This window comes from Microbacterium sp. ZW T5_45, from assembly GCF_044987415.1.
GTDB lineage: Bacteria > Actinomycetota > Actinomycetes > Actinomycetales > Microbacteriaceae > Microbacterium.
The window spans coordinates 39,109-64,458 of the sequence record NZ_JBJDRJ010000021.1 but is presented as its reverse complement, the minus strand read 5'-3'; the positions used below and the strand labels follow the sequence as shown (position 1 = coordinate 64,458).

General features: G+C 69.3%; 13 protein-coding genes. 12 read left to right on the top strand and 1 reads right to left on the bottom strand.

Going from position 1 to position 25,350, the window contains the following annotated elements:
• Positions 1-68: 68 nt before the first annotated feature.
• The 11 genes from ACI3KS_RS12080 (at position 69) to ACI3KS_RS12030 (ending at position 23,328) form a co-directional block, all read left to right on the top strand.
• Complete coding sequence (locus ACI3KS_RS12080) at positions 69-2,714, top strand: immunoglobulin-like domain-containing protein (protein ID WP_404918591.1); 2,646 nt, start codon at positions 69-71, stop codon at positions 2,712-2,714.
• Positions 2,715-2,724: 10 nt separating this feature from the next.
• Complete coding sequence (locus ACI3KS_RS12075; RefSeq protein WP_404918589.1) at positions 2,725-6,156, top strand: family 43 glycosylhydrolase; 3,432 nt, start codon at positions 2,725-2,727, stop codon at positions 6,154-6,156.
• Positions 6,157-6,297: 141 nt separating this feature from the next.
• On the top strand, positions 6,298-7,323 hold the full coding sequence (locus tag ACI3KS_RS12070) for a LacI family DNA-binding transcriptional regulator (protein WP_404918587.1): 1,026 nt from the start codon (positions 6,298-6,300) through the stop codon (positions 7,321-7,323).
• Between the two features lie 206 nt (positions 7,324-7,529).
• Positions 7,530-11,099, top strand: coding sequence for a glycoside hydrolase (locus ACI3KS_RS12065; protein ID WP_404918585.1), 3,570 nt, complete (start codon positions 7,530-7,532; stop codon positions 11,097-11,099).
• A 157-nt stretch (positions 11,100-11,256) separates the two neighbouring features.
• On the top strand, positions 11,257-15,612 hold the full coding sequence (locus ACI3KS_RS12060; protein ID WP_404918583.1) for a family 43 glycosylhydrolase: 4,356 nt from the start codon (positions 11,257-11,259) through the stop codon (positions 15,610-15,612).
• A 170-nt stretch (positions 15,613-15,782) separates the two neighbouring features.
• Positions 15,783-16,802, top strand: coding sequence for a LacI family DNA-binding transcriptional regulator (locus ACI3KS_RS12055; protein WP_404918581.1), 1,020 nt, complete (start codon positions 15,783-15,785; stop codon positions 16,800-16,802).
• Positions 16,802-18,334, top strand: a complete 1,533-nt coding sequence (locus ACI3KS_RS12050; RefSeq protein ID WP_404918579.1) for a sugar ABC transporter ATP-binding protein — start codon at positions 16,802-16,804, stop codon at positions 18,332-18,334. The genes ACI3KS_RS12055 and ACI3KS_RS12050 overlap by 1 nt, the downstream gene beginning before the upstream one ends.
• Positions 18,335-18,512: 178 nt before the next feature.
• Entirely contained in the window at positions 18,513-19,514 is a 1,002-nt protein-coding gene (locus ACI3KS_RS12045; protein ID WP_404918577.1) for a substrate-binding domain-containing protein, read from the top strand.
• Positions 19,515-19,586: 72 nt separating this feature from the next.
• A complete protein-coding gene (locus ACI3KS_RS12040) occupies positions 19,587-21,218 on the top strand; it encodes a sugar ABC transporter ATP-binding protein (protein WP_404918575.1) in 1,632 nt (543 codons plus the stop codon).
• Entirely contained in the window at positions 21,215-22,294 is a 1,080-nt protein-coding gene (locus tag ACI3KS_RS12035; protein WP_404918573.1) for an ABC transporter permease, read from the top strand. The genes ACI3KS_RS12040 and ACI3KS_RS12035 overlap by 4 nt, the downstream gene beginning before the upstream one ends.
• On the top strand, positions 22,291-23,328 hold the full coding sequence (locus ACI3KS_RS12030; protein WP_404918571.1) for an ABC transporter permease: 1,038 nt from the start codon (positions 22,291-22,293) through the stop codon (positions 23,326-23,328). The genes ACI3KS_RS12035 and ACI3KS_RS12030 overlap by 4 nt, the downstream gene beginning before the upstream one ends.
• 88 nt (positions 23,329-23,416) lie before the next feature.
• Here the strand turns inward: ACI3KS_RS12030 and ACI3KS_RS12025 are convergent, their stop codons facing one another.
• Positions 23,417-24,262 (bottom strand): NAD-dependent epimerase/dehydratase family protein, encoded by an 846-nt coding sequence (locus tag ACI3KS_RS12025; RefSeq protein WP_404918569.1) that lies wholly within the window; start codon positions 24,260-24,262, stop codon positions 23,417-23,419.
• Positions 24,263-24,317: 55 nt separating this feature from the next.
• Between ACI3KS_RS12025 and ACI3KS_RS12020 the strand changes: the two genes are divergently transcribed.
• Positions 24,318-25,334, top strand: a complete 1,017-nt coding sequence (locus ACI3KS_RS12020) for a LacI family DNA-binding transcriptional regulator (protein WP_404918567.1) — start codon at positions 24,318-24,320, stop codon at positions 25,332-25,334.
• The last annotated feature ends 16 nt before the right edge of the window (positions 25,335-25,350 follow it).

Genomic DNA, 25,350 nt, shown 5'->3' with positions numbered 1-25,350 from the left:
CGGACGTTCCGTCCGATGCTCGACGCTGCCCGTCAGACCCCGCTTTTCGACGCTCGAAGGAGAGTGCGATGTCCCCCCATGCCCCCGCCCCGGCATCCTCACGCGGTCGCAGGATGATCGCGGCCGCGACCGGAGCCCTGCTCGTCGCCGGCCTCGCGGTGCTCGCCCCGACGGCGGCCGACGCCGCCGAGCCCTCGTCGCTGCTCGCCCGCTACGACTTCTCCGAGACGAGCGGCACCGTGCTGCACGACACGAGCACCCGCGGCAACAATGCGACCGTCGTCGGCGGCGAAGCGTGGCGCGACGGCTACATGCAGTTCGGCGGCTCCAACTACGTGCAGCTGCCGAACGGCCTCCTCTCCGGCCGCAGCGCCGCCACCGTCGTGATCGAGACATCACCGGAAGCGCTCTCCGGCGCGAAGTTCCTCTGGAACTTCGGTGGTTCGAGCACGTCGAACAGCGGTCAGGGACAGTTCTTCATCCAGCCCGTCGCCCCGCGCGTCGCGATCACCAAGACGAACTGGTCGGGCGAGCAGAGCGTGACCTCGACCACGAAGCTCGTCGAGGGACAGTGGCAGTCCGTCGCCGCGACGATCGAGAAGAACGCGGGCGAAGCGACCTCGACGCTCCGGCTGTTCATCGACGGCACGCAGGTCGCGGTGAAGACCGACTCCACCGTGCATCTCAGCGACCTGCTCACGCACACCGTGAACTACATCGGCAAGAGCGCCTACACCGCCGATTCGCTCTATCAGGGCAAGGTCTCGACCTTCCGGGTCTACGAGGAGGCCCTGTCGGGCGCAGCGCTCACCGACATCGCCGCCGCCGACGCGCAGGCCGCGGCCACCGAGACGATCGACGCTCTCGACCTCGCCGCGGCGAACACGCAGAGCCTGGATGCTGTCGAGACCCGACTCACTCTGCCCACGGCCGGCGGCGTCAGCTGGACGTCGTCCGCGCCCGGCGTGCTCGCCGCAGACGGCACGGTGACCCCGCCCGCCGCCGACACGACCGTGACCCTCACCGCGGTCGCCACGGTGCGCGGCGTGCAGAGCGCACCCCGCACGTTCACCGTGACGGTGCTCAAGGATCCCGCAGCGATCGACAAGGCCCAGCGCGACCTCGACGCGATCACCATCGCGGATGCCGACGATGTCCGCTCGAACATCACGCTGCCCGCCACCGGATCACGACACGGATCGACGGTGAGCTGGCAGAGCTCCGACCCCACGGTGATCGACGTGGTCGGCACCGCGACCACGGCCCCGGGCATCGTGCACCGCCCGGATCACGACACCGAGGTCGTCCTCACCGCCACGGCGACGATCGACGGCGTCGCCGCATCGCGGGAGATCGCCCTCACGGTCCGCCGCGCGTACGAGATGCCCGCGACCACCGACTACCTCTTCACCCACTTCACGGGCACCGAGGGCGCGGCGAGCGACGAGCAGATCTACTTCGCCACGAGTCGCGATGCCAAGACCTTCACCGACACCCGTCCCGCGGGCTCGCCGGTGCTGTCGACCGCACGTGACGCGGGCGAGGGTGAAGGCGGTGTGCGCGACCCGTTCCTGGTGCGCTCGCCGGAGGGCGACCGGTTCTACCTGATCGCCACCGATCTGAGCATCTACTACCGCGGCGGCTGGGGCAACGCCCATGCGACCGAGGACGGCTCGACTGAACTCGTCATCTGGGAGTCGACCGATCTCGTGAACTGGAGCGAGCCGCGCCTCGCCGACGTCGCGTCCAGCATCCCGAACGCCGGAATGGCATGGGCACCCGAGGCGATCTGGGACGAGGAGACGGGCCAGTACGTCGTCTACTGGGCGACCAGGGCCGACGGCAACACCGAGTTCGGCGACAGCGTCGACGTCTACCTCTCCGCGACCCGCGACTTCCAGACGTTCTCCACGCCCGTGAAGTGGATCGATCGCGAGCACTCGATCATCGACACCACCGTCATCAAGGTGGGGGACTGGTACTACCGCGCCTCCGGCGACGGCGAGATCACGATCGAGCGCTCGAAGAACCTCACCGCGACCACGGCATCCGCTCTTCCCGCCACCAGCGGCACCGAGCAGGACTGGGTGCTCGTGGGCACGTTGCAGTCGATCCTCAAGGGATCGGGCACGTGCTCTGCGGGCACGAACTACACGGGCGCCTGCCTCGAGGGGCCGGAGTTCTTCCGCTACAACGACGACGACCGCGCCGGAGCGCAGGAACTCTACGGCCTGCTCGCCGACCAGTACGCGACCGGACGCGGCTACGTGCCGTTCCGCACCACCGACATCGACTCGACGTCGAACACGGTGTGGAGCAAGGCCACCGACATCGACCTCGGATCCGTCAAGAAGCGGCACGGCGGCATCATCCCCATCACGGCGGCGGAGTACCAGCGCGTGATGTTCCACTACGCCGGAGTGGGCACCGACCCCGACCTCGACCTCACCACCGCCGTCAGCACGCGATGCGTCGCCGGGAAGGTCGTGCTCGCGGTCTCGGTCACGAACGCCGACGCACGCCCCGCGGCCGTCACGATCTCGACGCCCTACGGCGACAAGACCGTGAAGAGCCTCCAGCCGGGAGCCACCAGCACCCAGGCCGTCTCCACCCGGCAGACCTCGACCGACGCGGTGTCCGTGACGGTGCGGAGTACGGCGACCGACGCCTCGTCCGATGACAGCGTGACCGTCGCGGCTCGCACCTGCGGTTGAGCGCGGAACCATGAGAAGGGAACGCACGATCGACATGAACGACTCCTCTCGACCGCGTCGCCGCACCGGCGCCAGAGCCTGGACCGGGGCCCTGCTCGCCGGGTGCCTGGCGGTGCTCACTCCCGCCGCCGCGGATGCCGCGAGCATCCGCCCCGCGGCCCTCGTCGAACCCGCCTCGTTGCTCGCGCTGTACGACTTCTCGGAGACGAGCGGAACCGTGGCGCACGATGCGAGTGCCGCGCAGCGCGACGCCGACGTCGTCGGCGGAGCCGCCTGGCGGGGCGGTGCCATGCAGTTCACGGGCGCGAACCACGTGCAGCTGCCCAACGGTCTGCTCGCCGGCAAGAGCGCGGCGACGATCGTGATCGAGACGACCCCGCAGGCGCTCTCGGGAGCGAAGTTCCTCTGGAACTTCGGTGGATCGGGCGACGCCTCGACCGGGCAGTTCTTCATCCAGCCCGTGGCACCGCGCCTCGCGATCTCGAAGACGAACTGGTCGGGCGAGCAGACCGTGACCTCGGCCACGAAGCTCGCCGAGGGGCGCTCGCAGTCGGTCGCGGCGACGATCGAGAAGAACGCGAACGGGACGACCTCGACGCTGCGCCTGTTCATCGACGGTGTGCAGGTCGCGGTGAAGAGCGACTCGACCGTGAACCTCGCCGACCTCGCGACCCACACGATGAACTACATCGGCAAGAGCGCCTATGCGGGCGACAGCCTGTACCAGGGGTCGGTCTCGACCTTCCGCGTCTACGACGCCGCCCTCCCCGTCGCCACGCTGGCGGAGATCGCCACCGCCGACGCACAGGCGGTGGCCGGCGAGACCGTCGCCGCCCTCGACCTCGCCGCGGTGAACGCGCAGAGCCTCGACGCGGTCGCGACGAACCTCGTGCTGCCGACGACGGGCGGCGTCACCTGGACGTCGTCCCAGCCCGGCGTCATCGCCGCGAACGGCACGGTCGTGCAGCCGGAAGCCGACACCGCGGTGACCCTCACCGCGACCGCGACGGTTCGGGGGGCCACGGCCACCCGGACGTTCGACGTCACCGTGAAGAAGGCGCCGACCGCGGCCGAACGCGCCGCGCAGGCCGCGGCCGTGCTGCTGCTGCCGTCGGTTCTCGAGAACGGCTACTCGCTCCCGACCACGTTGCGCGGACTTCCCGTCACCTGGACCCACATCGACGGCGTCGGTTCGATCGACGCGGGTGTCATCACCGGTGCACCCGCCGACGGGCTCGGCTCGGCGACGCTCGACGCCGTGATCGGCACCGTGCCCGACACCGCGACGGTCCGGCTGGACGTGCGACTCACCGCGGGCACCGATCGGCTCGCCGCGTACACGACGTCCAAGACCACGCGCGGAGGGGACGACCCCGAGGTCACCAGGGCCGCGCATCTCGCGCTCGCCACGGACGGCGGCGACTACGCGGCGCTCAACGGCGGCGGTGCGGTGGTGTTCGCACAGGTCACGGGCATGACCGAGGCGCTCAACGGCACGCTCCGTTACCTCGCGCAGCCCTACATCTTCCGGCTCGAGGGCGATGGGGGATTCGGGCTGATCGCCCGCCGCGTCTCGGCATCCGGCACTCCTGCGGCCGGCGACGACGCGGGTGCGCTGCTGTTCACCTCGCGCGACCTCGTGAACTGGAACGACCACGGCCTGCTCGCGCTGCCCGGTCCCGGCACCACGGGGCGGGTTTCCGCCGAGTGGGACGAGGCGCGCGGGTCCTACCGCGTCGTCTGGTCGGATGCCGCGGGCAACTCGTTCAGTGGATCCACGACCGACTTCGCCTCGGTGACCCCGCTCGGCGTCGGAGAGCATCCGGCCGGTCGCACCGGCACGATCGGAGTGGCCTACGCGGAGGGCGCATCGATCCTGCCGCTGACCGCAGCCGAGGCCGACGACGCCGACGCCCTGCTCGGTCGTGTGCACAACACCGGCATCCGCCAACCCGAGGCCGTCACGGTCGACGCGGGCGACGACATCGCGCTTCCTGAGAAGGTCACGGCGGAGTACTCCGACGGCGGCACGCATGACTTCCGGGTCGATTGGGACACGTCGGGCGTCGACCTCACGCAGCCCGGCACCTACGAGATCACGGGCGACCTGCAGCAGCAGAAGACCGTGTTCCCGCTGGTCTCGCGGCGCGCCGACCCGCACGTGCTGCGGTACACGCGCGCCGACGGCTCGAAGACGTGGATGTACATCGCCACCGACGACAACGGTCAGGACGAGTTCTTCATCCGCCAGGCCGACACGATCGAGGGCATCGCGACCGCTCAGGACCACCGCATCCTCGGCATCGGGCTCTCGGGCTCCGCACCGGTCGGTTCGCAGCTGTGGGCTCCCGAGTTCCACGAGGTGGGCGGCGACCTGTACATCCTGTTCGCGGCGAACGCCAACAACGTCAACGCGTGGAACGGCGTGCAGTCCTACACGATGCGCCTGAAGCCCGGCGGCGACCCGCTCGTGCGGACGGATTGGGAGGCTCCTCAGCGCGTCGTCGATGCGAACGGGCAGCCGCTCACCGAGTACGGCACCGGCATCACGCTCGACATGACCACGTTCGAGGACGCCGGCGTGCAGTACGCCATGTGGTCGGAGCGCCGCGTGCCCGCATCCGGTTCCGGCCCCGCCGTGCTGAAGATCTCGGAGATCGTCCCCTCCGCGACCGGTGCCTGGAAGCTGAAGGGCGAGCGGTCGACGGTCGCCTACCCGGATCGCAGCTGGTCGACTAACACGACCCCGGTCGTCGAGGGACCGTTCGTGGTCCAGCGCGACGGCAGGATCATGGTGACGTTCTCGGGATCGGGCGTCGACTCGACCTACGCGGTCGGGCTGATGACGGCCGAGTCCGGAGCCGATCTGCTCGACCCCGCGAGCTGGACCACGCGGAACCACCCCATCTGGCACTTCGAGGGTCCGGTGTCCGACAACTGGGGACCCGGTCACAACTCGTACACCTATGACGACGACGGCAACCTCATCAACATCTTCCACGCCAAGCTCACCGCGGGCGGCAGCCGCGACTCTGGCGCGCGCATGGTGTACTTCCGCGAGGACGGCAGCCCCATCCTCGATATGACGGATGCCGAGTGGCTCACGCCCGAGAACCGCACGGTGACGATCTCGGTGACTGTCGCCGCGACCGAGCCCGCGCTCGCCGTCACCGCCACGGTGCTGCCGCGGTGCGTCGCCGGGAAGGTGGTGCTGCCGGTACGGATCGACAACGCCTCGGGCGTCGCTGTCGATGCGACGGTCGCCTCGGCCCACGGCACGATCACGGCGACCGGGATCGGCGGATCGAAGACCGTGTCGCTGTCGACCAGGGCGGGGACGGTCCCGGCCGGAGACGTCACGGTCACCGCGACCGGGGTCGTGAACGGCGCACCCGCGTCGATCGAGATCACCGCGCACCACGCCGCCACCGTCTGCCGCTGATCCCTCTGGCACCGAGCACGGGTGCCGTTCGTCGAACTCCCCTCGGCGGACGGCATCCGGTCGGCACACGCCTCCGCGCACTATCGTTGTACCGTTCACGGTCATCGGGCCGTCCACGGTCATCGTGCGAGGGGGGCTTACATGACCACCGACTCCGCGGCAGGCGGACCGCGCAAACCGAGCATCTACGACGTCGCCGAGCGTGCCGGCGTCTCGCACATGACGGTCTCGCGCGTGCTCAACGGTCATCCGAACATCCGCGAGTCCACCAGGGTCAAGGTGATGACAGCCATCGACGAGCTCAGCTACACGCGCAGCTCGATCGCGCGAGCGCTCGCCACGAATCGGGCGATGCGCATCGGCGTGATCATCGACAACCCCGGCTTCTACGGACCCAACAGCGTGCTGCGAGCGATCGAGGTCGCGGCGCGCGAGCACGGCTACGCGGTGAGCAGCTTCGCCGCCGGCGATGCCGACGACCGCGGTGCCGACGCCGGTGCCGTCGAACTGCTGACCCAGGGCGTCGACGCGCTGTGTGTGATCGCTCCGCGGGCGTCGTCCCTCGACCTGCTCCGCCAGCAGGCGATCTCCGTGCCCACGCTCGTGGTCAAGGAGGAGCCGGACGATCAGATGCACTCGGTGTGCATCGACCAGCGGGCAGGCGCGGCCGCCGCGGTGCGCCACCTCATCGAGCTCGGCCACGAGCGGATCCTGCACATCGCGGGGCCGCCCGACTGGTTCGACGCCAAGGCCCGCACCGAGTCGTGGCAGGTCACGCTCGAGGCGGCGGGGCTGCCGGTCGCCCCTCCGCTCATCGGCGACTGGTCGTCGGACTCCGGCTACGCGTTCGGTCGGGAGCTCGAGCTCGGCGACGCGACCGCCGTGTTCGTCGCGAACGATCAGATGGCGCTCGGACTCATGCACGGGCTCGCCGAGCGCGGCATCCGCGTGCCCGACGACGTCAGCGTGGTCGGCTTCGACGATGTGCCGGATGCTCGGCACTACCTGCCTCCGCTCACCACGGTGCGCCAGCACTTCGACAAGCTCGGCCAGGCCGTGATCGGCGAGCTCGTCGCCGCGATCGAGGGCGAGGAGACCGAGGAGCGGGAGCTCATCCAGCCCGAGCTGCGGGTGCGCGCCTCGACCGCGAGGGTCTCCCCGGCCTGACTCCCGCCCGGGTCTGCGGTCGGGAGGAGATCTGCCTGAGGGAGGTCGGGTCCTGGGGCTTAGGTCCTCCCTAGTGCAGATGTCCTCCGCAGCGCCGGAACGCCGAAGCCCGCAGCATCCGGAATCCGGTTGACGTCAACACACCGCCTTCTCTACACTCATTGTTACCGCTCACTGTTGACGTCAACACACTCTGAGGACAGACGATGAAGTCGAAGAGAACCCTTTCCCTGCTCGGCATCGGCGCGCTTGCGAGCTGCATGCTCGTGGTCGGCAGCCCGCCGGCCACCGCGGCCGCAGCTCCGGTCACCATCACGCCCAACCCCGCCTATGCCTCGGCTCCGTTCGAGGGCTGGGGCACCAGCCTCGTCTGGTTCGCCAATGCGACCGGCGGCTACCCCGACGACGTCCGACAGGACCTCTTCGACAAGGTCTTCGGCGATGAGGGGCTCAACCTCAACATCGCCCGATACAACATCGGCGGCGGCAACGCGACCGACGTGCCTTCGTATCTGCGCCCCGGCGGCGCGGTCGAGGGGTGGTGGAACCCCGACCTCGTGAGCTCGACCTACGCCGACCGCGCCGCCTACCGCGCCGCGTGGGACGGCGACGACCCCGCGAGCTACGACTTCGACGCTGACGAGACCCAGCGCTGGTGGATCGACGCGCTCAAGGACAAGATCACGCACTGGGAGGCCTTCAGCAACTCGCCGCCCTACTTCCTCACCCAGAGCGGATACGTCTCGGGCGGGATCAACAACGCCACCAGCGAGCAGCTCGCGCCCGAGGACATGGAGGCCTTCGCGGACTATCTCGTCACCGTGGTCGAGCACATCGAGCAGGAGCACGGGATCGACTTCGAGAGCCTCGATCCGTTCAACGAGCCGAACACGAACTACTGGTCCACGAACATCGGCGCGAACGGCTGGCCGACCTCGGCCAGCCGTCAGGAGGGTGCGCACATCGGCCCCGTCGCCCAGGACCAGATGATCAAGGTGCTCGCCGCCCGCCTCGCCGAAGACGGCACGACCACCGACGTGCCGATCTCGGCCATGGACGAGACGAACCCCGGGATCTTCGCGACGAACTGGAACACCTGGACCGACGAGGCCAAGGCCGAGGTCGACCAGCTGAACGTCCACACCTACGGCACCTCCGGCCGCCTCGTCGTGCGCGACATCGCCAAGAGCGCCGACAAGCCGCTCTGGATGAGCGAGGTCGAGGGGGACTGGGACGGCACCGGCTACAACCTCACCAACATCGAGAACGGCCTCGGTATGGCCGGGCAGATCGTGAACGACCTGCGCGAGCTCGAGCCGACCGCCTGGGTGTTCTGGCAGCCCGTCGAGGACACCTACAACATGGAGAAGGTCGAGAACAAGAACTGGGGTTCGGTGTTCGTCGACTTCGACTGCAACGCCGAGGGGAACTCCGAGCGTCGCATCGCCGACGGCGAGGCCGACCCGAGCTGCCAGGTGCAGACCAACGCGAAGTACAACACGGTCCGCAACTTCACGCACTACATCCACCCCGGCGACGCGCTCATCCCCACGAACAACACGCAGACCACCGCGGCGGTCGACGCCGACGGCGAGGGCGCGACGCTCGTGCACGTGAACTCCGAGCCCTCCGAGCGCCAGGTCACGATCGACCTGTCCCGCTTCGCTGGCATCGGCGCCGGAGCGACCGTGACGCCGATCGTCACGACCCAGTCGACCGCGGCCGACCCTGAGAGCAACGCGCTCGTGCAGGGAGCCGCCGTGGCGGTCGACCCCGCCACCCGCACCGCCACCCTCACGGTTCCCGCCAAGTCGGTCACGACGTTCGTCGTCACCGAGGTCTCGGGCGTCGCCGACTCCGCCACGGCCCTGCGCGACGGCCACAGCTACCAGCTGTTCGGCGTGCAGAGCGGCAAAGCGCTGGCGGCGAACGGCACGTCCGCCGTCATCCGCACCTCGGCCACGACGACGGATGCCGCCACCGCGCAGACGTGGACCGTCGAGAGCCTCGAGGGCGAGGGCACCGACCGACACCGCTTCGCACTGCGCTCCGGAGACGGCCGCTACCTCGCCGAGTCCGCGGGAGGGGCGACCGTGGTCACCGCGACCTCCGAGGTCGCGGCATCCGACCCCGCCCTGCAGTGGATCTCGTCGACGACCGACGGCAGCACCTTCTCGCTGTTGAGCGTCTCGGGTGAGCGCGTCCTCGATGTCAACGGCCAGAGCAGCGCCGACGGTGCGAGCGTCGGCCTGTGGACCTCGAACGACGGCAGCAACCAGCGCTGGACTCTGGCCGACACCGAGCTGGTCTCGGTGAAGGACGTCGCGACCGGCACCGCTACCGGCGTCGCGCCCTCGCTGCCCGGCACGGTCACCGTCGTCTACCGCGGTGGCGTCGAGCGCCAGGCCGCCGTCTCGTGGGCCACGGCGGGCATCGACTGGACCGCACCCGGCACCCGCACCGTCGCAGGCAGCGGTACCGACCTGTTCGGCGCGGCGTTCGAGGCGACGGCGTCGGTCGAGGTCGGCGCGGTGGGGCTCACCGATCCGGTCTCGCTCACGACCTATGCCGGAGTCCCGCTCGCGACCGTGAAGGCGGCGGCACCGACGACGGCACCCGCGGTCATCGGCGCGACCGACCAGCGACTCGACGTCGCGGTCACCTGGGACTGGACCGGCGTGACCGCCACAGCACTCGCCTCCGAGGGTGTCGTGAGCGTCCCCGGCACGGCGACCGCGCCCGACGGCTCTGCGCTCACCGCGACGCTGTCGGTGATCGTCACCACGCCGGCCTCGGCGAACGTCGCCCCGACGAGCACGGCTTCCGCCACGTTCACCGAGAGCTCGAGCTATGGCGTCGACCGAACGAAGAACGGCGTGACGACCGACAAGGGCTGGTCGAACTGGCGCTCGGGCACCAAGAACACGCAGGACACCCTGACGTACGCGCTCGCGTCGAGCTCGACCATGCAGAGCGCGAAGCTGTACTTCTACAAGGACGGCTCGTCGAACAGCTGGCCGCAGTCGCTGTCGGTCGAATACCGCGCAGGCACAGGGTCGTGGACCTCGCTCGGCGCCGTCGACGTGCCGGTACCCGCCGACGGCACCGCACCGGTCGTCGAGGTGCCGATGAACGGCGTGCAGGCGGATGCCGTGCGGGTCGTGCTGAACGCCCGCTCGGCGACGCACATGATCGTGTCGGAGGTCGAGCTCTACGCGGCGGCCCCCGGTGTCTCGGCGGTCGACGCGCTCGCCGCGGTGACGCTCGACGGCGCCCCGCTGCCGGGCTTCTCGTCGGAGGTGACCTCGTACGAGGTGCCGTGGGCCGGGACGCCGGCGCCCACCGTGGGCGCCGTGGCCGTGGACCGAGCGGCATCCGTCGAGATCACCCAGGCGGATGCCGACGCCCTCGCGACGATCGTCGTCACGGCGCCGTCGGGGGCGAGCCGCACCTACACGATCGCCTTCGTCGAGAAGACGCTGCCCGAGCTGGGAGCATCCGTCGCGACGAGCGTGCGCTGCGTGGCAGGCAAGGCGCAGCTCGTGCTCTCGGTGACCAACACGGGCGAGGTCGCGACCGACATCACCGTCTCGACGCCCTACGGCACGAAGACGCTCACGGGGCTCGAGCCGGGCGCCCGATCCTCGGTCGCGCAGAGCACGAGGCTCGTCTCGTTCCCCGCAGGGTCGGTGCAGGTCGAGCTCGCGGCCGAGGCCGACGGAACGCCGCTCACGAAGAGCCTGCAGGTGGCCTACCTGGCGGGGTCCTGCGGCTGAGTCGCCGCGCCACGAGGAGGCCTCGCAGACATGCTCTGCGGGGCCTCCTCCGTCTTCTTCCGAGGCGATGATCGCCCTCGACTCCGCAAAATGTTTCCGCTAACATTTTCACTGGAACCGCACTGAGGCGGTTCGCACACGACCTGAGGACTCATCGATGACTCCGCACTCCGTCCCGCCGTCCCCCTCACGATCCGGCGCCCCTCGTTCGCTCATCGCCGGACTCGCGCTCGGCGCCGTCGTCGCCTCGACGCTGGGCGCGGTCGTGCCGGCGGCGGCTGCGGCCGACGGGCATCTGCGCCTGCACTACGCCTTCGACGAGACGACGGGAACGACCGCCCGCGACTCCTCCGGCAACGGGCGCGACGGCTCGCTCGTGGGCGGGGTCGCGCTCACCGGGGGAGAGGGCGTCTCGCTCGACGGCGTCGACGATCACGTCGCGCTCCCCGCGAACGCGCTCGCCGGGCTGACCTCGATCACGGTGAGCACCGAGGTGCTCGTCGCCCCCGCGCAGAAGACCGCGTACATGATCTGGGCGATGGGCAACACCGATGCCGCCGGGGTCGGCAACGGCTACCTGTTCGCGACCGGCGACGCGTACCGCGCGGCGATCGCCTCGGGCAACTGGACCACAGAGCAGGGCGTCAACAGCTCGGCCAACCTCACCCGCGGCGAGTGGAAGACCCTCACCTACACGCTCGACGACGCCAGCGACACGAGCAGGCTCTATCTCGACGGCGTGCAGGTCGCGCAGAACACGGGTGTCACCACGACGCCCGCTCAGATCGGATCCGGCGTCACCGCCGCGAACTACCTCGGCCGGTCCGTGTACGCCGCCGACAAGTACCTCATCGGCAACGTCCGCGACTTCCGCATCTACGACGTCGCGCTGTCGGCGGGTGAGGTCGCGGGTCTCGTCGCCGACGACGCCACGCGCGTCGATCGGGACGCCGCGGCCCTGTCGATCGGCGACACGGGTGCCGCGACCGCCGACCTCGCGCTGCCGGCGAAGGGCGTGAACGGCGCGGCGGTGTCGTGGTCGTCGAGCGATGAGGACGTCGTCTCCGCCACGGGCGCCGTCACGCGGCCCGCCGCGGGCGCCGCGGATGCCACCGCGACGCTGACCGCGACGCTCACCCGAGGCTCTGCCTCGACCACGCGTGAGTTCACGGTGACGGTCCTCGCGCAGCCGGGTGCCGACGCGAGGGCGCAGGCCGACCTCGATGCGATCGCCATCCCGGATGCCGACGACATCCGGGGCAACATCACCCTGCCCCTGCTCGGCTCGATCAACTCCTCCGACATCACCTGGAGCGCGTCTCCGGCCGGCGTCATCACGACCTCCGCGCAGGGCGGCAGGGCCGCCGGCGTCGTGACGCGGGCTGCGGCCGACCAGCAGGTCGTGCTCACCGCCACGGTCGACGGCAGCACCGCGACGCGCAGCATCCCGGTCACCGTCACGGCGGCGCCGCAGGGACTCGACACCGACTACACCGCCGGCTACCTGTGGACCCACTTCGCGGCGCAGGGCGGCTACGAGAAGATCTTCCTCGGGTACAGCGACGACGGCCTGAAGTGGTCGAAGCTCAACGAGAACGAGCCGATCCTCGCGAACCTCGCCGGTGACCTCGGCGTGCGCGACCCGCATCTCGTGCGGGCGCCCGAGGGCGACAAGTACTGGATCATCGGCACCGACCTGCACGCCGAGGGCGGCGGAGCGGGCGGCTCCGGGTGGGATCAGCTGAACGCGAGCCAGAACATCGTGGTCTGGGAGTCCACCGACCTTGTGAACTGGAGCGACCAGCGCATCGTCTTCGCGGGCTTCGACCAGGCCGGATGCGTGTGGGCGCCCGAGGCCACCTACAACGAGGAGACCGGCGAGTACTACGTGTACTGGTCCGCGCGGGATCGCAGCGAGAACGGCACTGACGACTGGGCGCTGCGCGTCTACCTCACCAAGACCCGCGACTTCGTCACGTTCACCGAACCCGAGGTGTGGCTCTCGATGAACGAGCAGGGTGACGGCGCCGGCGGCGTGAACATCATCGACAGCACGATCGCCGAGGAGGACGGGGTCTACTACCGCTTCTCGACCTCGGACTGGCACACCGTCGTCGACACCGCCACGAGCCTCGACGGCCCCTGGACGCGCGTGATCGATCGCGGCGAGGCTGCGGCCCACGGACTCAGGGCGTCGATGGAGGGGCTGACGGTCTACCCGCTCCCCGACGGACGCTGGGCAGTGATGGGCGACCAGAGCGGGTACTACGCGCACGTGACCGACTCGCTCGCGAGCCTGCAGTTCACGCAACTGAGCGTGGGCGCCGGCGCCGACCAGTACTCGTTCGACAAGGCCTTCCGTCACGGATCGGTCCTGCGCTTGTCGGCGGCGGAGCAGGAGCGCGTGCTCGCCGCCTACGGCGACAGCCCGACGGAGCCGGAGGAGCCGTCCGCCGAGCCGATCGCGGCCTACGCCTTCGACGACGGCACTCTGAAGGACTCGTCGGGGACGGCGCACCTGACGGCCTCCGGCACCGCCGCCGTCGCCACGGATGCCGAGCGCGGCAAGGTGCTGCGGGTCGACGGCTCGACGAACGGTTTCGCGTCGTTCCCGCAGGGATTCTTCGACGGGCGCAGCACGATGACCGTGTCGATGGATGTCAAGAGCGAGAAGTCGAGCGGCAACTTCTTCACCTTCGCCTTCGGTCAGGACTCGAACAGGTACTACTTCCTGCGAGCGAGGGGCGGTGACGTGCGCAGCGCCATCACCCAGTCCTCGTACCAGAACGAGTCGGCGGTCACCGGGTCGATCACCGCGGGTGCCTGGCACCACTACGACATCGTGTTCGACGGTGCCACGATGGCGGTCTACGTCGACGGGGCGAAGCTGGGCGAGAACACAGCGCTCACGTCGACCGTCGCCGACCTCGGCTCGAACCTGCTCGGCTATCTCGGCAAGTCGCTCTACGCCGCCGACGGCTACTTCCAGGGTTCCTACGACGACGTGAAGGTCTACAACCGGGCGCTGACGGCATCCGAGATCCTCACGCAGGCCGGCGCATTCGATCAGCTCACGGATGTGTCGCTCGTCGACCCGTCGGCGCTGAAGCTGGCTCCGATCGCCGACGGATCCGAGCGTACGGCGGTGCTGCCGCTCGTGAAGGGCACCGATGTCACGGCGCTCGCGCCGACGTTCACCGCGGCCGACGGCGTCACCGTGTCGCCGGCATCCGGAACCGTCGTCGACCTGTCGTCGCCCGTCGAGTACACGCTCACGGCGCCGGACGGCACCGAGGCCACGTGGACGCTCTCGGCGCAGATCGTGAACTCCCCGGTGCTGCCGGGCCTCTACGCCGATCCGAACATCGCCGTGTTCGGCGACACGTACTACATCTACGCGACGACCGACGGCTTCGCCGGCTGGAGCGGCAAGGAGTTCTACGTCTGGTCGTCGAAGGACCTCGTGGACTGGACGCGCTCCGACGAGCCCTTCCTCACCCTGGACGGAGCGAACGGGAACGTCCCGTGGGCGACCGGCAACGCGTGGGCGCCGACGATCATCGAGCGCGACGGGAAGTACTACTTCTACTTCTCGGGGCACAACCCGACCTACAACCGCAAGACGATCGGCGTGGCCGTCGCCGACAGTCCGACGGGCCCCTTCGTCGCGCAGCCGACGGCGATGATCCTCAACAACGAGGCCGTGACCTCCGGCCAGGCGATCGACCCGGCGGCGTTCCACGACCCGGTGACGGGGAAGTGGTACCTCGCGTGGGGCAACGGCAGTCCGGTGATCGCCGAGCTGAACGACGACATGATCTCGATCAAGGCCGGCGCCTACCAGCGGATCAACGGGCTGACCGACTTCCGTGAGGGCGTCTTCCTCAACTACCGCAAGGGCCTCTACCACCTGACGTACTCGATCGACGACACCGGATCCGAGAACTATCGCGTGGGCTACGCCACGTCGACGAGCATCAACGGCCCGTGGACATACCGCGGCGTGATCCTGCAGAAGGACCCGTCGCTGGGGATCCTGGCCACCGGGCACAGCTCGATCATCAACGTTCTAGGCACCGACGACTGGTACATCGCCTACCACCGCTTCGCGATGCCCGGCGGTGACGGACAGCACAGGGAGACCACGATCGACCGCGTGCCGATCGGTGCGGACGGGCTGTTCCAGACCGTGCAGCCGACTCTCACGAGCGTCGCGCCGCAGACCGTCGCCGCGCAGCTCGAGATCACGGCGACCGCCACCACGCGGTGCGTCGCCGGCAAGGTCGTCCTCGTCGCGACGGTGGCGAACGACTCCGACCGGGCGGTCACCGCGTCGATCGGCAGCGCCTACGGTGCCAAGACCGTCACGATCGCGGCGGGCGCCTCGGCCTCGGCCTCGTTCAGCACTCGTCTGACCACGGTCCCGGCCGGTACGGTCGACGTGGTCGCGACCGCGGACGGAGCGACGGATGCCGTGACGCAGGCGGCCGTGGATCCGAAGACCTGCGGCTGAGCATTCACGTCGAGTGCACGGCTCGTCGTCGAACGCACGGGTTGTTCACGCGAATGACCCGTGCGTTCGGCGAGTGCACGTGAACTCGGCGCAGGTGCTCAGGACGCCCGATTGCACGCTCCGAGCTGTTCTCGGTAACATCTCTCCAGGCGAGACCGAAGGAGGTGCGCATGGCCAGCCTCGGTTCCGACAAACCCGGCATCCGCCACGTCGCGGATCTCGCCGGCGTCTCGCACATGACCGTCTCGCGGGTGCTCAACGACCACCCGAACATCAAGCCCGACACCAAGCGTCGCGTGCTCGAGGCGATCGAAGAGCTCGACTACCGCCCGAACATGGTGGCGCGGGCCCTCGCCACCCAGCGCACCCGCCGCATCGGCGTGATCATCGAGAGCGCGGTGTCGTTCGGGCCCACCAGCATCCTGCGCGCCGTCGAGATGGCCGCGCGCACCTCGGGTTACTCGGTCAGCGCGGTCGCGTTGCACGAGGGCGACACGCTCACCCCGCAGGACGCGGTCGACAACCTCACCACGCAGGGCGTCGACGCGCTGTGCGTGATCGCGCCGCGCTCGTCATCGGTCGCCGCCCTCCGTCGCATCTCCCTGAGCGTCCCGATGCTCGTGGTCAAGGCGGACGCTGACCCCACGTTCCTCACGGTGTCGATCGACCAGCACGCCGGCACCTCGCTCGTCGTGGATCACCTGGTGGCACTCGGCCACCGCGACATCCTGCACATCGCGGGTCCCTTGGACTGGCTCGACGCGCGAGCGCGCGAGCGCGCCTTCCACACGCGGGCGAAGTCGTGGGGCATCCGCGAGCGGCCGATCGTGGTGGGCGACTGGACCGCCGACTTCGCGTACGACTTCGCGAAGGGCCTGACCCGGCTGCCCGACTACACCGCCGTCTTCGTGGCGAACGACGACATGGCCATCGGTCTCATCCACGGACTGCACGACCGGGGCTTCGAGGTTCCCAAGGATCTCAGCGTCGTCGGCTTCGACGACGTGCCCCTGGCCCGGCACTTCCTCCCGCCGCTCACGACCGTGCGACAGGACTTCGCCGCGCTCGGCAGCGCGGTGGTCGAGATGCTCCGCGCGGCGCTCGAGGAGCGCGAACTGCCGCAGCTGACGCGCATCCCCACCGAGCTCGTCGCCCGCGGATCGAGCGCGGCACCGCGGCAGGTGCGCTGATGACTGCCCCGATCGTCGAACTGACCGGCATCCGTGTCGAGTTCTCCGACCAGGTCACGGCGCTCGACGACGTCGACTTCCGCCTGTTCCCCGGCGAGGTGCACGCCCTGATGGGCGAGAACGGCGCCGGCAAGTCGACCCTGATCGGCGTGCTCACCGGAACCTGCACGCCCGTCGCGGGGCGTGTCGTCGTCGCAGGCTACGAGCGCCGGTTCTCTGGCGTCGCCGATGCACGCGCCGCCGGCATCGCCACGGTGTTCCAGGAGACCCAATTGGGCCCGACGCTGAGCGTCGCAGAGAACGTCATGCTCGGGCGGGAACGCCGCGGACGCTTCGGCATCGACTGGAAGCGCACCAGGGCGGACGCCGGAGACGCGCTCGCTCGTCTCGGACTGCACGACCTCGACCCGAAGACGCCGATGACGATGCTGTCGCCCGCGCAGAAGCAGCTCGTCGCGCTGGCCCGATCGGTCGTCGACGATCCGCGCATCCTCGTGCTCGACGAGCCGACGTCGAGCCTCGATCAAGCCGAGGTCGACCTGCTCATGCGCGTCATCCGGGGCCTGCGCGATCGCGGGGTCGCGATCCTCTTCGTCTCGCACTTCCTCGAGCAGGCGTTCGCGATCAGCGACCGGATGACCGTGCTCCGCGGCGGTCGTCGGATCGCCGAGACGCCGACGCGCGAGCTTGAGCGGGCGGATCTCATCTCGCAGATGCTCGGCAAGGATCTCGAGGCGCTGCGGACCCTCGGCTCGGAGCGCAGGGCGCATCACTATGCGGCCGACGGCGAACCGGCGCTGCGGGCGACGGGTGTCGGTCGCAGAGGAGAGCTGGATCCGACCGACCTCGACGTGCACCGCGGCGAGATCGTCGGCCTCGCGGGCCTGCGCGGGTCGGGGCGCACCGAGCTCGCCTCGCTGCTGGGCGGATCGATCCGTGCCGACGGCGGGCAGGTGCAGGTCGACGGCGACCGCGTGCAGTTGCGGACCCCCTCGACCGCGCTGCGCAACCGCATCGCGATGACCGTCGAGAACCGGCGTATCGACGGAATCATCGGCGACCTGACGGCGCGCGAGAACATCGTGCTCTCGCTGCAGGCGCTGCGGGGATGGACCCGACCGCTGTCGCCCTCGGAGATCGCCGCGCTCGCCGACACGTACGTCGAGACCCTGCACCTCGATCCCGCGGATCTCGCCCGCCCGGCGAAGAACCTGTCGGGCGGCACCCAGCAGAAGCTGCTGCTGGCCAGGGCGCTCGCCATCCGGCCGCACGTGCTGATCCTCGACGAGCCCACGCGCGGCATCGACATCGCGGCGAAACTCGACATCCAGCGTCGGGTGAGCCAGCTCGCCGGCGACGGGGTGGGGGTGGTGTTCATCTCGTCCGAGCTCGAGGAGGTGGTGCGGCTCAGCGACCGCATCGTGGTGCTCAAGGATCGCGACAAGATCGGCGAGCTCAGCAACGGCCCCGGTGTCACGGTCGACAGCGTGGTGGAGATGATCGCGGCGGAATCGGGTCCTTCTGCCGACTGATGTGTGTCCGGTAACAACGAATTGATCACGAAGATGATCTGATTTCCGGAACATGCTTGTGTTCCGAATTTTGTTCCCGGTAACATCATGCTCACGACGCACCGACGTCGACCTGTAATCACAACGGACCGGGTCAGGTCCACCCCGGGGACGACCCGGTATCTCGAGGAGGAGATCAATGTCTGCAATGAAGCGCACTCGTACCGTTCTGGGGCTCGCCGCTGTCGGCGCCCTCGCGCTCGGTCTCGCCGCGTGCTCGAGCGGAGGAACCAGCGACGCCGGTGACTCCGGCGACTCGGGCGACCTCACCACGATCGGCTTCGTCGCCGTCGGCCCCGAGGGCGCATGGCGTCAGGCGAACGAGAGCAACATCCAGGACACGTTCACCGAGGAGGCCGGCTACAACCTCAAGTACGCGCCGGCCACGAACCTCGACCAGAAGTCGCAGATCGACGCGTTCACGTCGTTCGTCGACGAGGGCGTCGACGTGATCCTGCTGTCGGCCACCGAGGCCAGCGGCTGGGAGGACTCGCTCAAGCTCGCGCAGGAGGCGGAGATCCCCGTCATCCTCCTCGACCGCGGCATCGAGCCCGACGACGACAGCCTCTACGTCACCCGCATCGCCCCCGACAACATCGAGGTCGCCAAGGAAGTCGGAACCTGGGCTGCGGCCGAGTTCCCCGAGGGCGGCAACTACGTCGTGCTCGAGGGCCCGGCCGGAGTCGGCGTCGTCAACGAGCGCAACGAGGGCTTCGACGAGGGCCTCGGCGGCTCTTCGCTGACCAAGCTCGACTCGCAGACCGCGAACTGGTCGGCCGAAGAGGGCAAGAGCGTCTTCGAGACCATGCTCAAGGCCAACAACAACGACATCCAGTTCGTCTTCGCACAGAACGACGAGATGGGTCTCGGCGCCGCGCAGGCCGCTGAGGAGGCGGGCCTCGTCATCGGCACCGACGTCAAGATCGCCACGATCGACGGCACGAAGAACGCCATGCAGGCCCTCGCCGACGGCGAGCTGAGCTACGTGCACGAGTACAACCCGCTGTTCGGCGAGACCGCGCTCGACGTGGTCGAGAAGACCCTCGCCGGCGAGTCGGTCGACTCGTACATCATCGTCCCGAGCGAGGCGTTCGACTCGGCCGAGGCGGCCCAGGCCGTTCTGGCGGACCGCAAGTACTGAGCAGGACCCCGTAAGGCCCCGGGGCGGCGCACGGCGCCGCCCCGGGGTTTCGGGACAGACGGAGAGACAGCGATGAACGAAGAACTGCCCATCGTCCAGATGCGCGGGATCACCATCGAGTTCCCCGGGGTGAAGGCGCTCGACGGTGTCGACTTCCGCCTCTTCCCCGGTGAGGTGCACGCGCTCATGGGTGAGAACGGCGCCGGCAAGTCGACGCTGATCAAGGCCCTCACGGGCGTGTACCGCATCGACAGCGGATCGATCGTGGTCGTCGGCCAGGAACGCAGCTTCGCCGGCACGGCCGACGCGCAGGCGGCCGGGATCTCGACCGTCTACCAGGAGGTCAACCTCGCGCCGAACCTCACGATCGGCGAGAACGTGATGCTGGGACACGAGGTGCGCGGCCCCTTCGGCGTGAACTGGCGCGCGACCCACCGCGCGGCCACCGACGCCCTCGCCCGGCTCGGGCTCGACCACCTCGACACCCACAAGCCGCTCTCCACCCTGTCGATCGCGATGCAGCAGCTCGTCGCGATCAGCCGGGCCATGGCGATCAAGGCCAAGGTGCTCATCCTCGACGAGCCGACCTCGAGCCTCGACGCCGCAGAGGTCGAGGGACTCTTCACCGTCATGCGCACCCTCCGCGACCAGGGCGTGGCGATCCTCTTCGTCTCGCACTTCCTCGACCAGATCTACGCGATCAGCGACCGCCTCACGGTGCTGCGCAACGGTCAGTATGTGGGCGAGTACCTCACCCGCGACCTCGACCGACACGCCCTCATCTCCAAGATGATCGGCAAGGACCTCGACGCGCTGAAGTCGCTCGGCGGCAACCGCCGCACCGCACCCCGCGAGGCCGACGAGGCCGCCTTCCTCTCGGCATCCGGCATCTCCCGCACCGGCGCCGTCAACGAGACCGATCTCGACATCCGCCCCGGCGAGGTCGTCGGATTCGCGGGCCTCCTCGGCTCCGGTCGCACCGAGCTCGCACGCCTGCTCTACGGAGCGGACCGCTCGGAGTCCGGACAGATCACCGTCAAGGGCCGCAGGGTCGACCTCACGTCGCCCTCGGCCGCTCTTGCCCAGCGCATCGCGTTCTCGACCGAGAACCGTCGCGACGAGGGCATCATCGGCGACCTCACGATCCGCGAGAACATCATCCTCGCCGTGCAGGCGAAGCGCGGTTGGGCCAGGCCCATGCCGCGCAAGGAGCAGGACGCGATCGTCGAGAAGTACATCGCCGAGCTCAACGTCCGCCCGGCCGACCCCGAGCGGATGATCAAGAACCTCTCCGGCGGCAACCAGCAGAAGGTGCTGCTCGGCCGCTGGCTGGCCACCGAGCCCGAACTGCTGATCCTCGACGAGCCCACCCGAGGCATCGACGTCGGCGCTAAGGCCGAGATCCAGGAGGCCGTCGCCGAGCTCGCCGACCAGGGCGTCGCCGTCGTGTTCGTCTCGTCGGAGCTCGAAGAGGTCGTCCGACTGTCCGAGCGCATCGTCGTGCTCAAGGACCACAGCAAGATCGGCGAGATCCAGAACGGCCCCGACGTGACCGCTCAGGAGATCGTCGACGTCATCGCCGCGCACGGCGTCGACGCCGCCGCGCATACGCTCGAGGAGGAGCTCGACCCGATCGAGGTCGTCTCCGTGCCGGCATCCGCGTCGCCCGCTCCGGCGGAGACTCTCGAGGAGGAGATCCGATGAGCACCGCTGCTCGCGCGTCCGTGTGGCGCGACCTGATCCACAAGCCGTTCTTCTGGGGCATCGTCGCGATCGTCGCGCTGCTCGCCCTCAACGTCGTCAAGGACCCCACGTACCTGGCGATCTCGATCAACCCGAACAACGGCAACCTCGTCGGCAACCTGATCGACATCCTCCGTCAGTCCGCGCCGATCATGATGATCGCGATCGGCATGTCGCTCGTGATCGCCACCGGCGGCATCGACCTGTCGGTCGGATCGCTCATGGCCGTCGCCGGCGCCGTGTCGATGGAGTTCCTCGCTGCGGCGAACGAGTCCGGATCCGTGGGTGCCGCGCTCGCCGCCGTCGGGCTCGCACTGCTGGTCACCGCGATCCTCGGTGCCGTCAACGGCATCCTCGTCGCCTATGTCGGATTGCAGCCGTTCATCGCCACGCTGGTGCTGATGCTCGCGGGTCGAGGCATCGCGAAGGTGATCACGGGCGGCCAGAACACCGCTGCGAAGAACGACCCGTTCCGGTGGATCTCGAACGGCTTCGTGATCGGCATCCCCGTCGTGTTCATCCTCGCCGTGGTGCTCGTGCTGGTCGTCGCCTGGGTCGTGCGCCGCAGCGCCCTCGGCCTCATGATCGAGGCGATCGGCATCAACCCGAAGGCGAGCCGCATGGCCGGCATCAAGCCCAAGGGCCTGCTGCTGACGACCTACGTGCTCAGCGGCATCCTCGCCGGCATCGCCGGGGTGATGTCGGTCGGAAGCGTCATGACCGTCGACATCTCCCGCACCGGCTACCAGCTCGAGCTCGACGCGATCCTCGCGGTCGTCATCGGCGGCGCCTCGCTCGCCGGCGGCAAGTTCTCGCTGAGCGGCGCCTTCGTCGGCGCGCTCCTGATCGCGACCCTCGACAAGACCGTGCTGTTCCTCGGCGTCTCGTCGTCGGCGACCCCCGCCTTCAAGGCGATCGTGATCGTCGCCATCTGCCTGCTGCAGTCCGAGCGGGTACGCAGTTGGTTCCAGGGACGCCGCCGAGCCAAGACGCCCGCACCCCGTGTCGAGATCGTGAAAGAGGAGGCGACGGTATGAGCGCCATCGCAACGGCACCCGTCCAGAGCAAGGACTCGACGATCGTCGATCGCCTTCGTCGACTGATCAGTGCGAACCCGTCGGTGGTGCCGACGATCGCCTCGGTCGTCATCTTCATCGCCATGATCGTCTACGGCGAGATCGCCTACGGGCGCATCGTGCAGATGAGCACCATCTCGAACCTGCTCATCAACAACGCGCACCTCATCGTGCTCGCGGTCGCCCTGACCTTCGTCATCCTCACCGGCGGCATCGACCTGTCGGTCGGATCGATCATCGCCTTCTCCTCGGTCGCCGGAGTCATGCTCTCGAACGCCGGGTGGAACCCGCTGGTCGTGATCGTGGTGATGATCGGCATCGGCTCGCTGTTCGGCCTCGTCTCCGGCGTGCTCATCCGGTACTTCAACGTGCAGCCGTTCATCGCGACGCTGGCCATGATGTTCCTCGGACGCGGCCTCGCCTCGCTGCTCAGCACCAAGCCGGAGCAGTTGCCGGAGAACTCGCCGATCCGGCTGATCTCCGAGAAGATCAAGATCGTCGACGGCCCGAAGGTCAACGACCTCACGATCACCCCGGCCGTGATCATCGCGATCATCGTCGTGCTCGCCGCGTTCTTCGTGCTGCACCGCACCCGCACCGGGCGCACCGTCTACGCGATCGGCGGGTCCGAGAACTCGGCGCTGCTCATGGGCCTCGCGGTGCCGCGCACCAAGGTGCTCGTGTACGTCATCAGCGGATCGCTCGCCGGTCTCGCCGCGGTGCTCTACACCGCCCGCCTCGGCACGGCGCAGAACATCACCGGCATCGGCTGGGAGCTCGACGCGATCGCCGCGGCTGTGATCGGCGGCACGGTGCTCACGGGAGCATACGGCTACGTGCTCGGCTCGGTCGTCGGGGCGCTCGTGCTCGGACTCATGACCGTGCTCATCACCCGTGATGGCGGTATCCCGCCCGAGATGACGACCATCATCACCGGCGGCATCCTGCTCGTGTTCGTGCTGCTGCAGCGCGCGGTGACCCGCAAACGCGAGTAGCGCGCCCATCGCGCAGGCGATGATGGATCGAGAATGCCTCTCGGATGCTGTCCGCAGAGGCGTTCTTGATCCATCACCCGCTCAGAAGTCAGGACCCGTCGCGCCAGGAGTGCTGTGGCTCGAAGCCCAGCACGCGGCGGGCCTTGTCGATCGACAGCAGCGTCTCATTCGGGCCGACCTCGCGGGTCACCGGGACGTCGGGGAAGACCTCGGCGATCAGCTCGGCGTTCGGCCGCGACATCACGGTGTCGGCCGCGGCGATGATGAACCGGTCGAACCCCGGGCCCGCGGTCTCGAGTGCGCGCTCGATGGCCTGCGCGCCGTCGCGGGCGTCGATGTAGCCCCACAGGTTCCACTTGCGCAGCCGGGCATCGGAGTCGAAGGACGGGAACTCGGCGTAGTCCTCCGGGACCATGACGTTCGAGAACCGCAGCGCCGTGATCGACAGCTCGGGGTTCCACCGCACGAGCTCGACGGCGAGCTGCTCCTCGAGGGTCTTCACCAGCGAGTAGACCGATTCGGGGCGCGCCGGATACTCCTCGTCGACCGGGATGTAGGGCGGCGCAACGTCGAACGGCAGACCGAGCACGGTCTCGCTCGACGCGGCGACGATCCGGCGGATGCCGAGGCGCGCGGCCGCCCAGAACACGTTGAACGTGGCAGGCATGTTGTTGTGGAAGGTCGCGACATCGCTGCGGATGCCGGGCGCGGGGATCGCGCCGAGGTGCACGACGGCGTCCACGCCGTCATGGGTGTCGCCGACGGCCGTGAGAGCGTCGACGACCTGGCCGTAGTCTGTGAGGTCGACCTGCACGAAGTCGGGGGAGCGGGCGCCCGTGACGTCCATGCCGATGACGGTGTGGCCCGCGGCCCTGAGCTCGCGCGCGACGACGCTGCCGAGCTTGCCTGATGATCCGGTGAGTGCGATGCGCATGCGACCAGACTGGCACGGCGCTGAGCCCCTCGGTGCTGCTGCTAGCGTGTCGCGGGTGACCGAAGAGAGCGCCGCTGCCGCCGCCCGCGCCGTGGGCGTGCGCGACGTCGCCGCCCGCGCCGGGGTCTCCCGGCAGACGGTGTCGCGGGTGCTCAACGACCACCCGGAGGTCGCCGCCGACACGCGGGAGCGGGTGCTCCTGGCGATGGACGAGCTCGGATATCGCATGAACAACGCGGCCCGGGCGCTCGGCACGCGGCGTTCGCGCACGCTCGGAGTGCTGGCCTCGGATGCGCTGCAGTACGGACCTTCGCGATCGATGGCCGCGATCGAGGCCTCGGCCCGCGACGCCGGTTACTGGGTGAGCGCGGCCTTCGCGGATGCCGGAGATGCGGATGCCGTCGTCGCCGCGGTCGACCACCTCATCGCGCAGGGCGTCGAGGGCATCGTCGTGGTCGCCCCGCACGCCCGCACCCTCGATGCGCTCGACGCGGTGAGCGTCGGCGTGCCGATCGTGACCCTGCACTCGGCGGGCCGGGGTCTGCGCGGACTCTCCGTCGACCAGATGGCAGGAGCCCGCCTCGCGGTCGGCGCCCTCGCCGACGCCGGGCACACTCGCATCGCGCATCTCGCGGGTCCTGAGGACTGGCTCGAAGCCGAGTCGCGCGCCGACGGCTTCGCGGCCGAGTTGGCCGCTCGCGGGCTGCCCGGGGGTCCGGTGTTCGCGGGGGACTGGTCGGCGGGATCGGGCTATGCCGCCGCCGCCGACATCCGCGCCTCGGGAGTCACCGCGGTCTTCGCCGCGAACGACCAGATGGCCCTGGGCCTGCTCGGCGGACTGCACGAGGCCGGCATCCGGGTGCCCGCCGACATCAGCGTGGTCGGTTTCGACGACGTCCCGGATGCCGCGTTCTACTGGCCGCGGCTGACGACGATCCGGCAGGACTTCGACGAGCTGGCCCGACGCGCCGTCGCAGCGATCATCGGGGGAGCGGATGCCGCGGCCTCCGGCCTCGCTCCGGTCGCCCCGGTGCTCGTGGCGAGGGCGTCCATCGCCCCTCCGCGCGGCTGAGACCGAACTCCCGAGC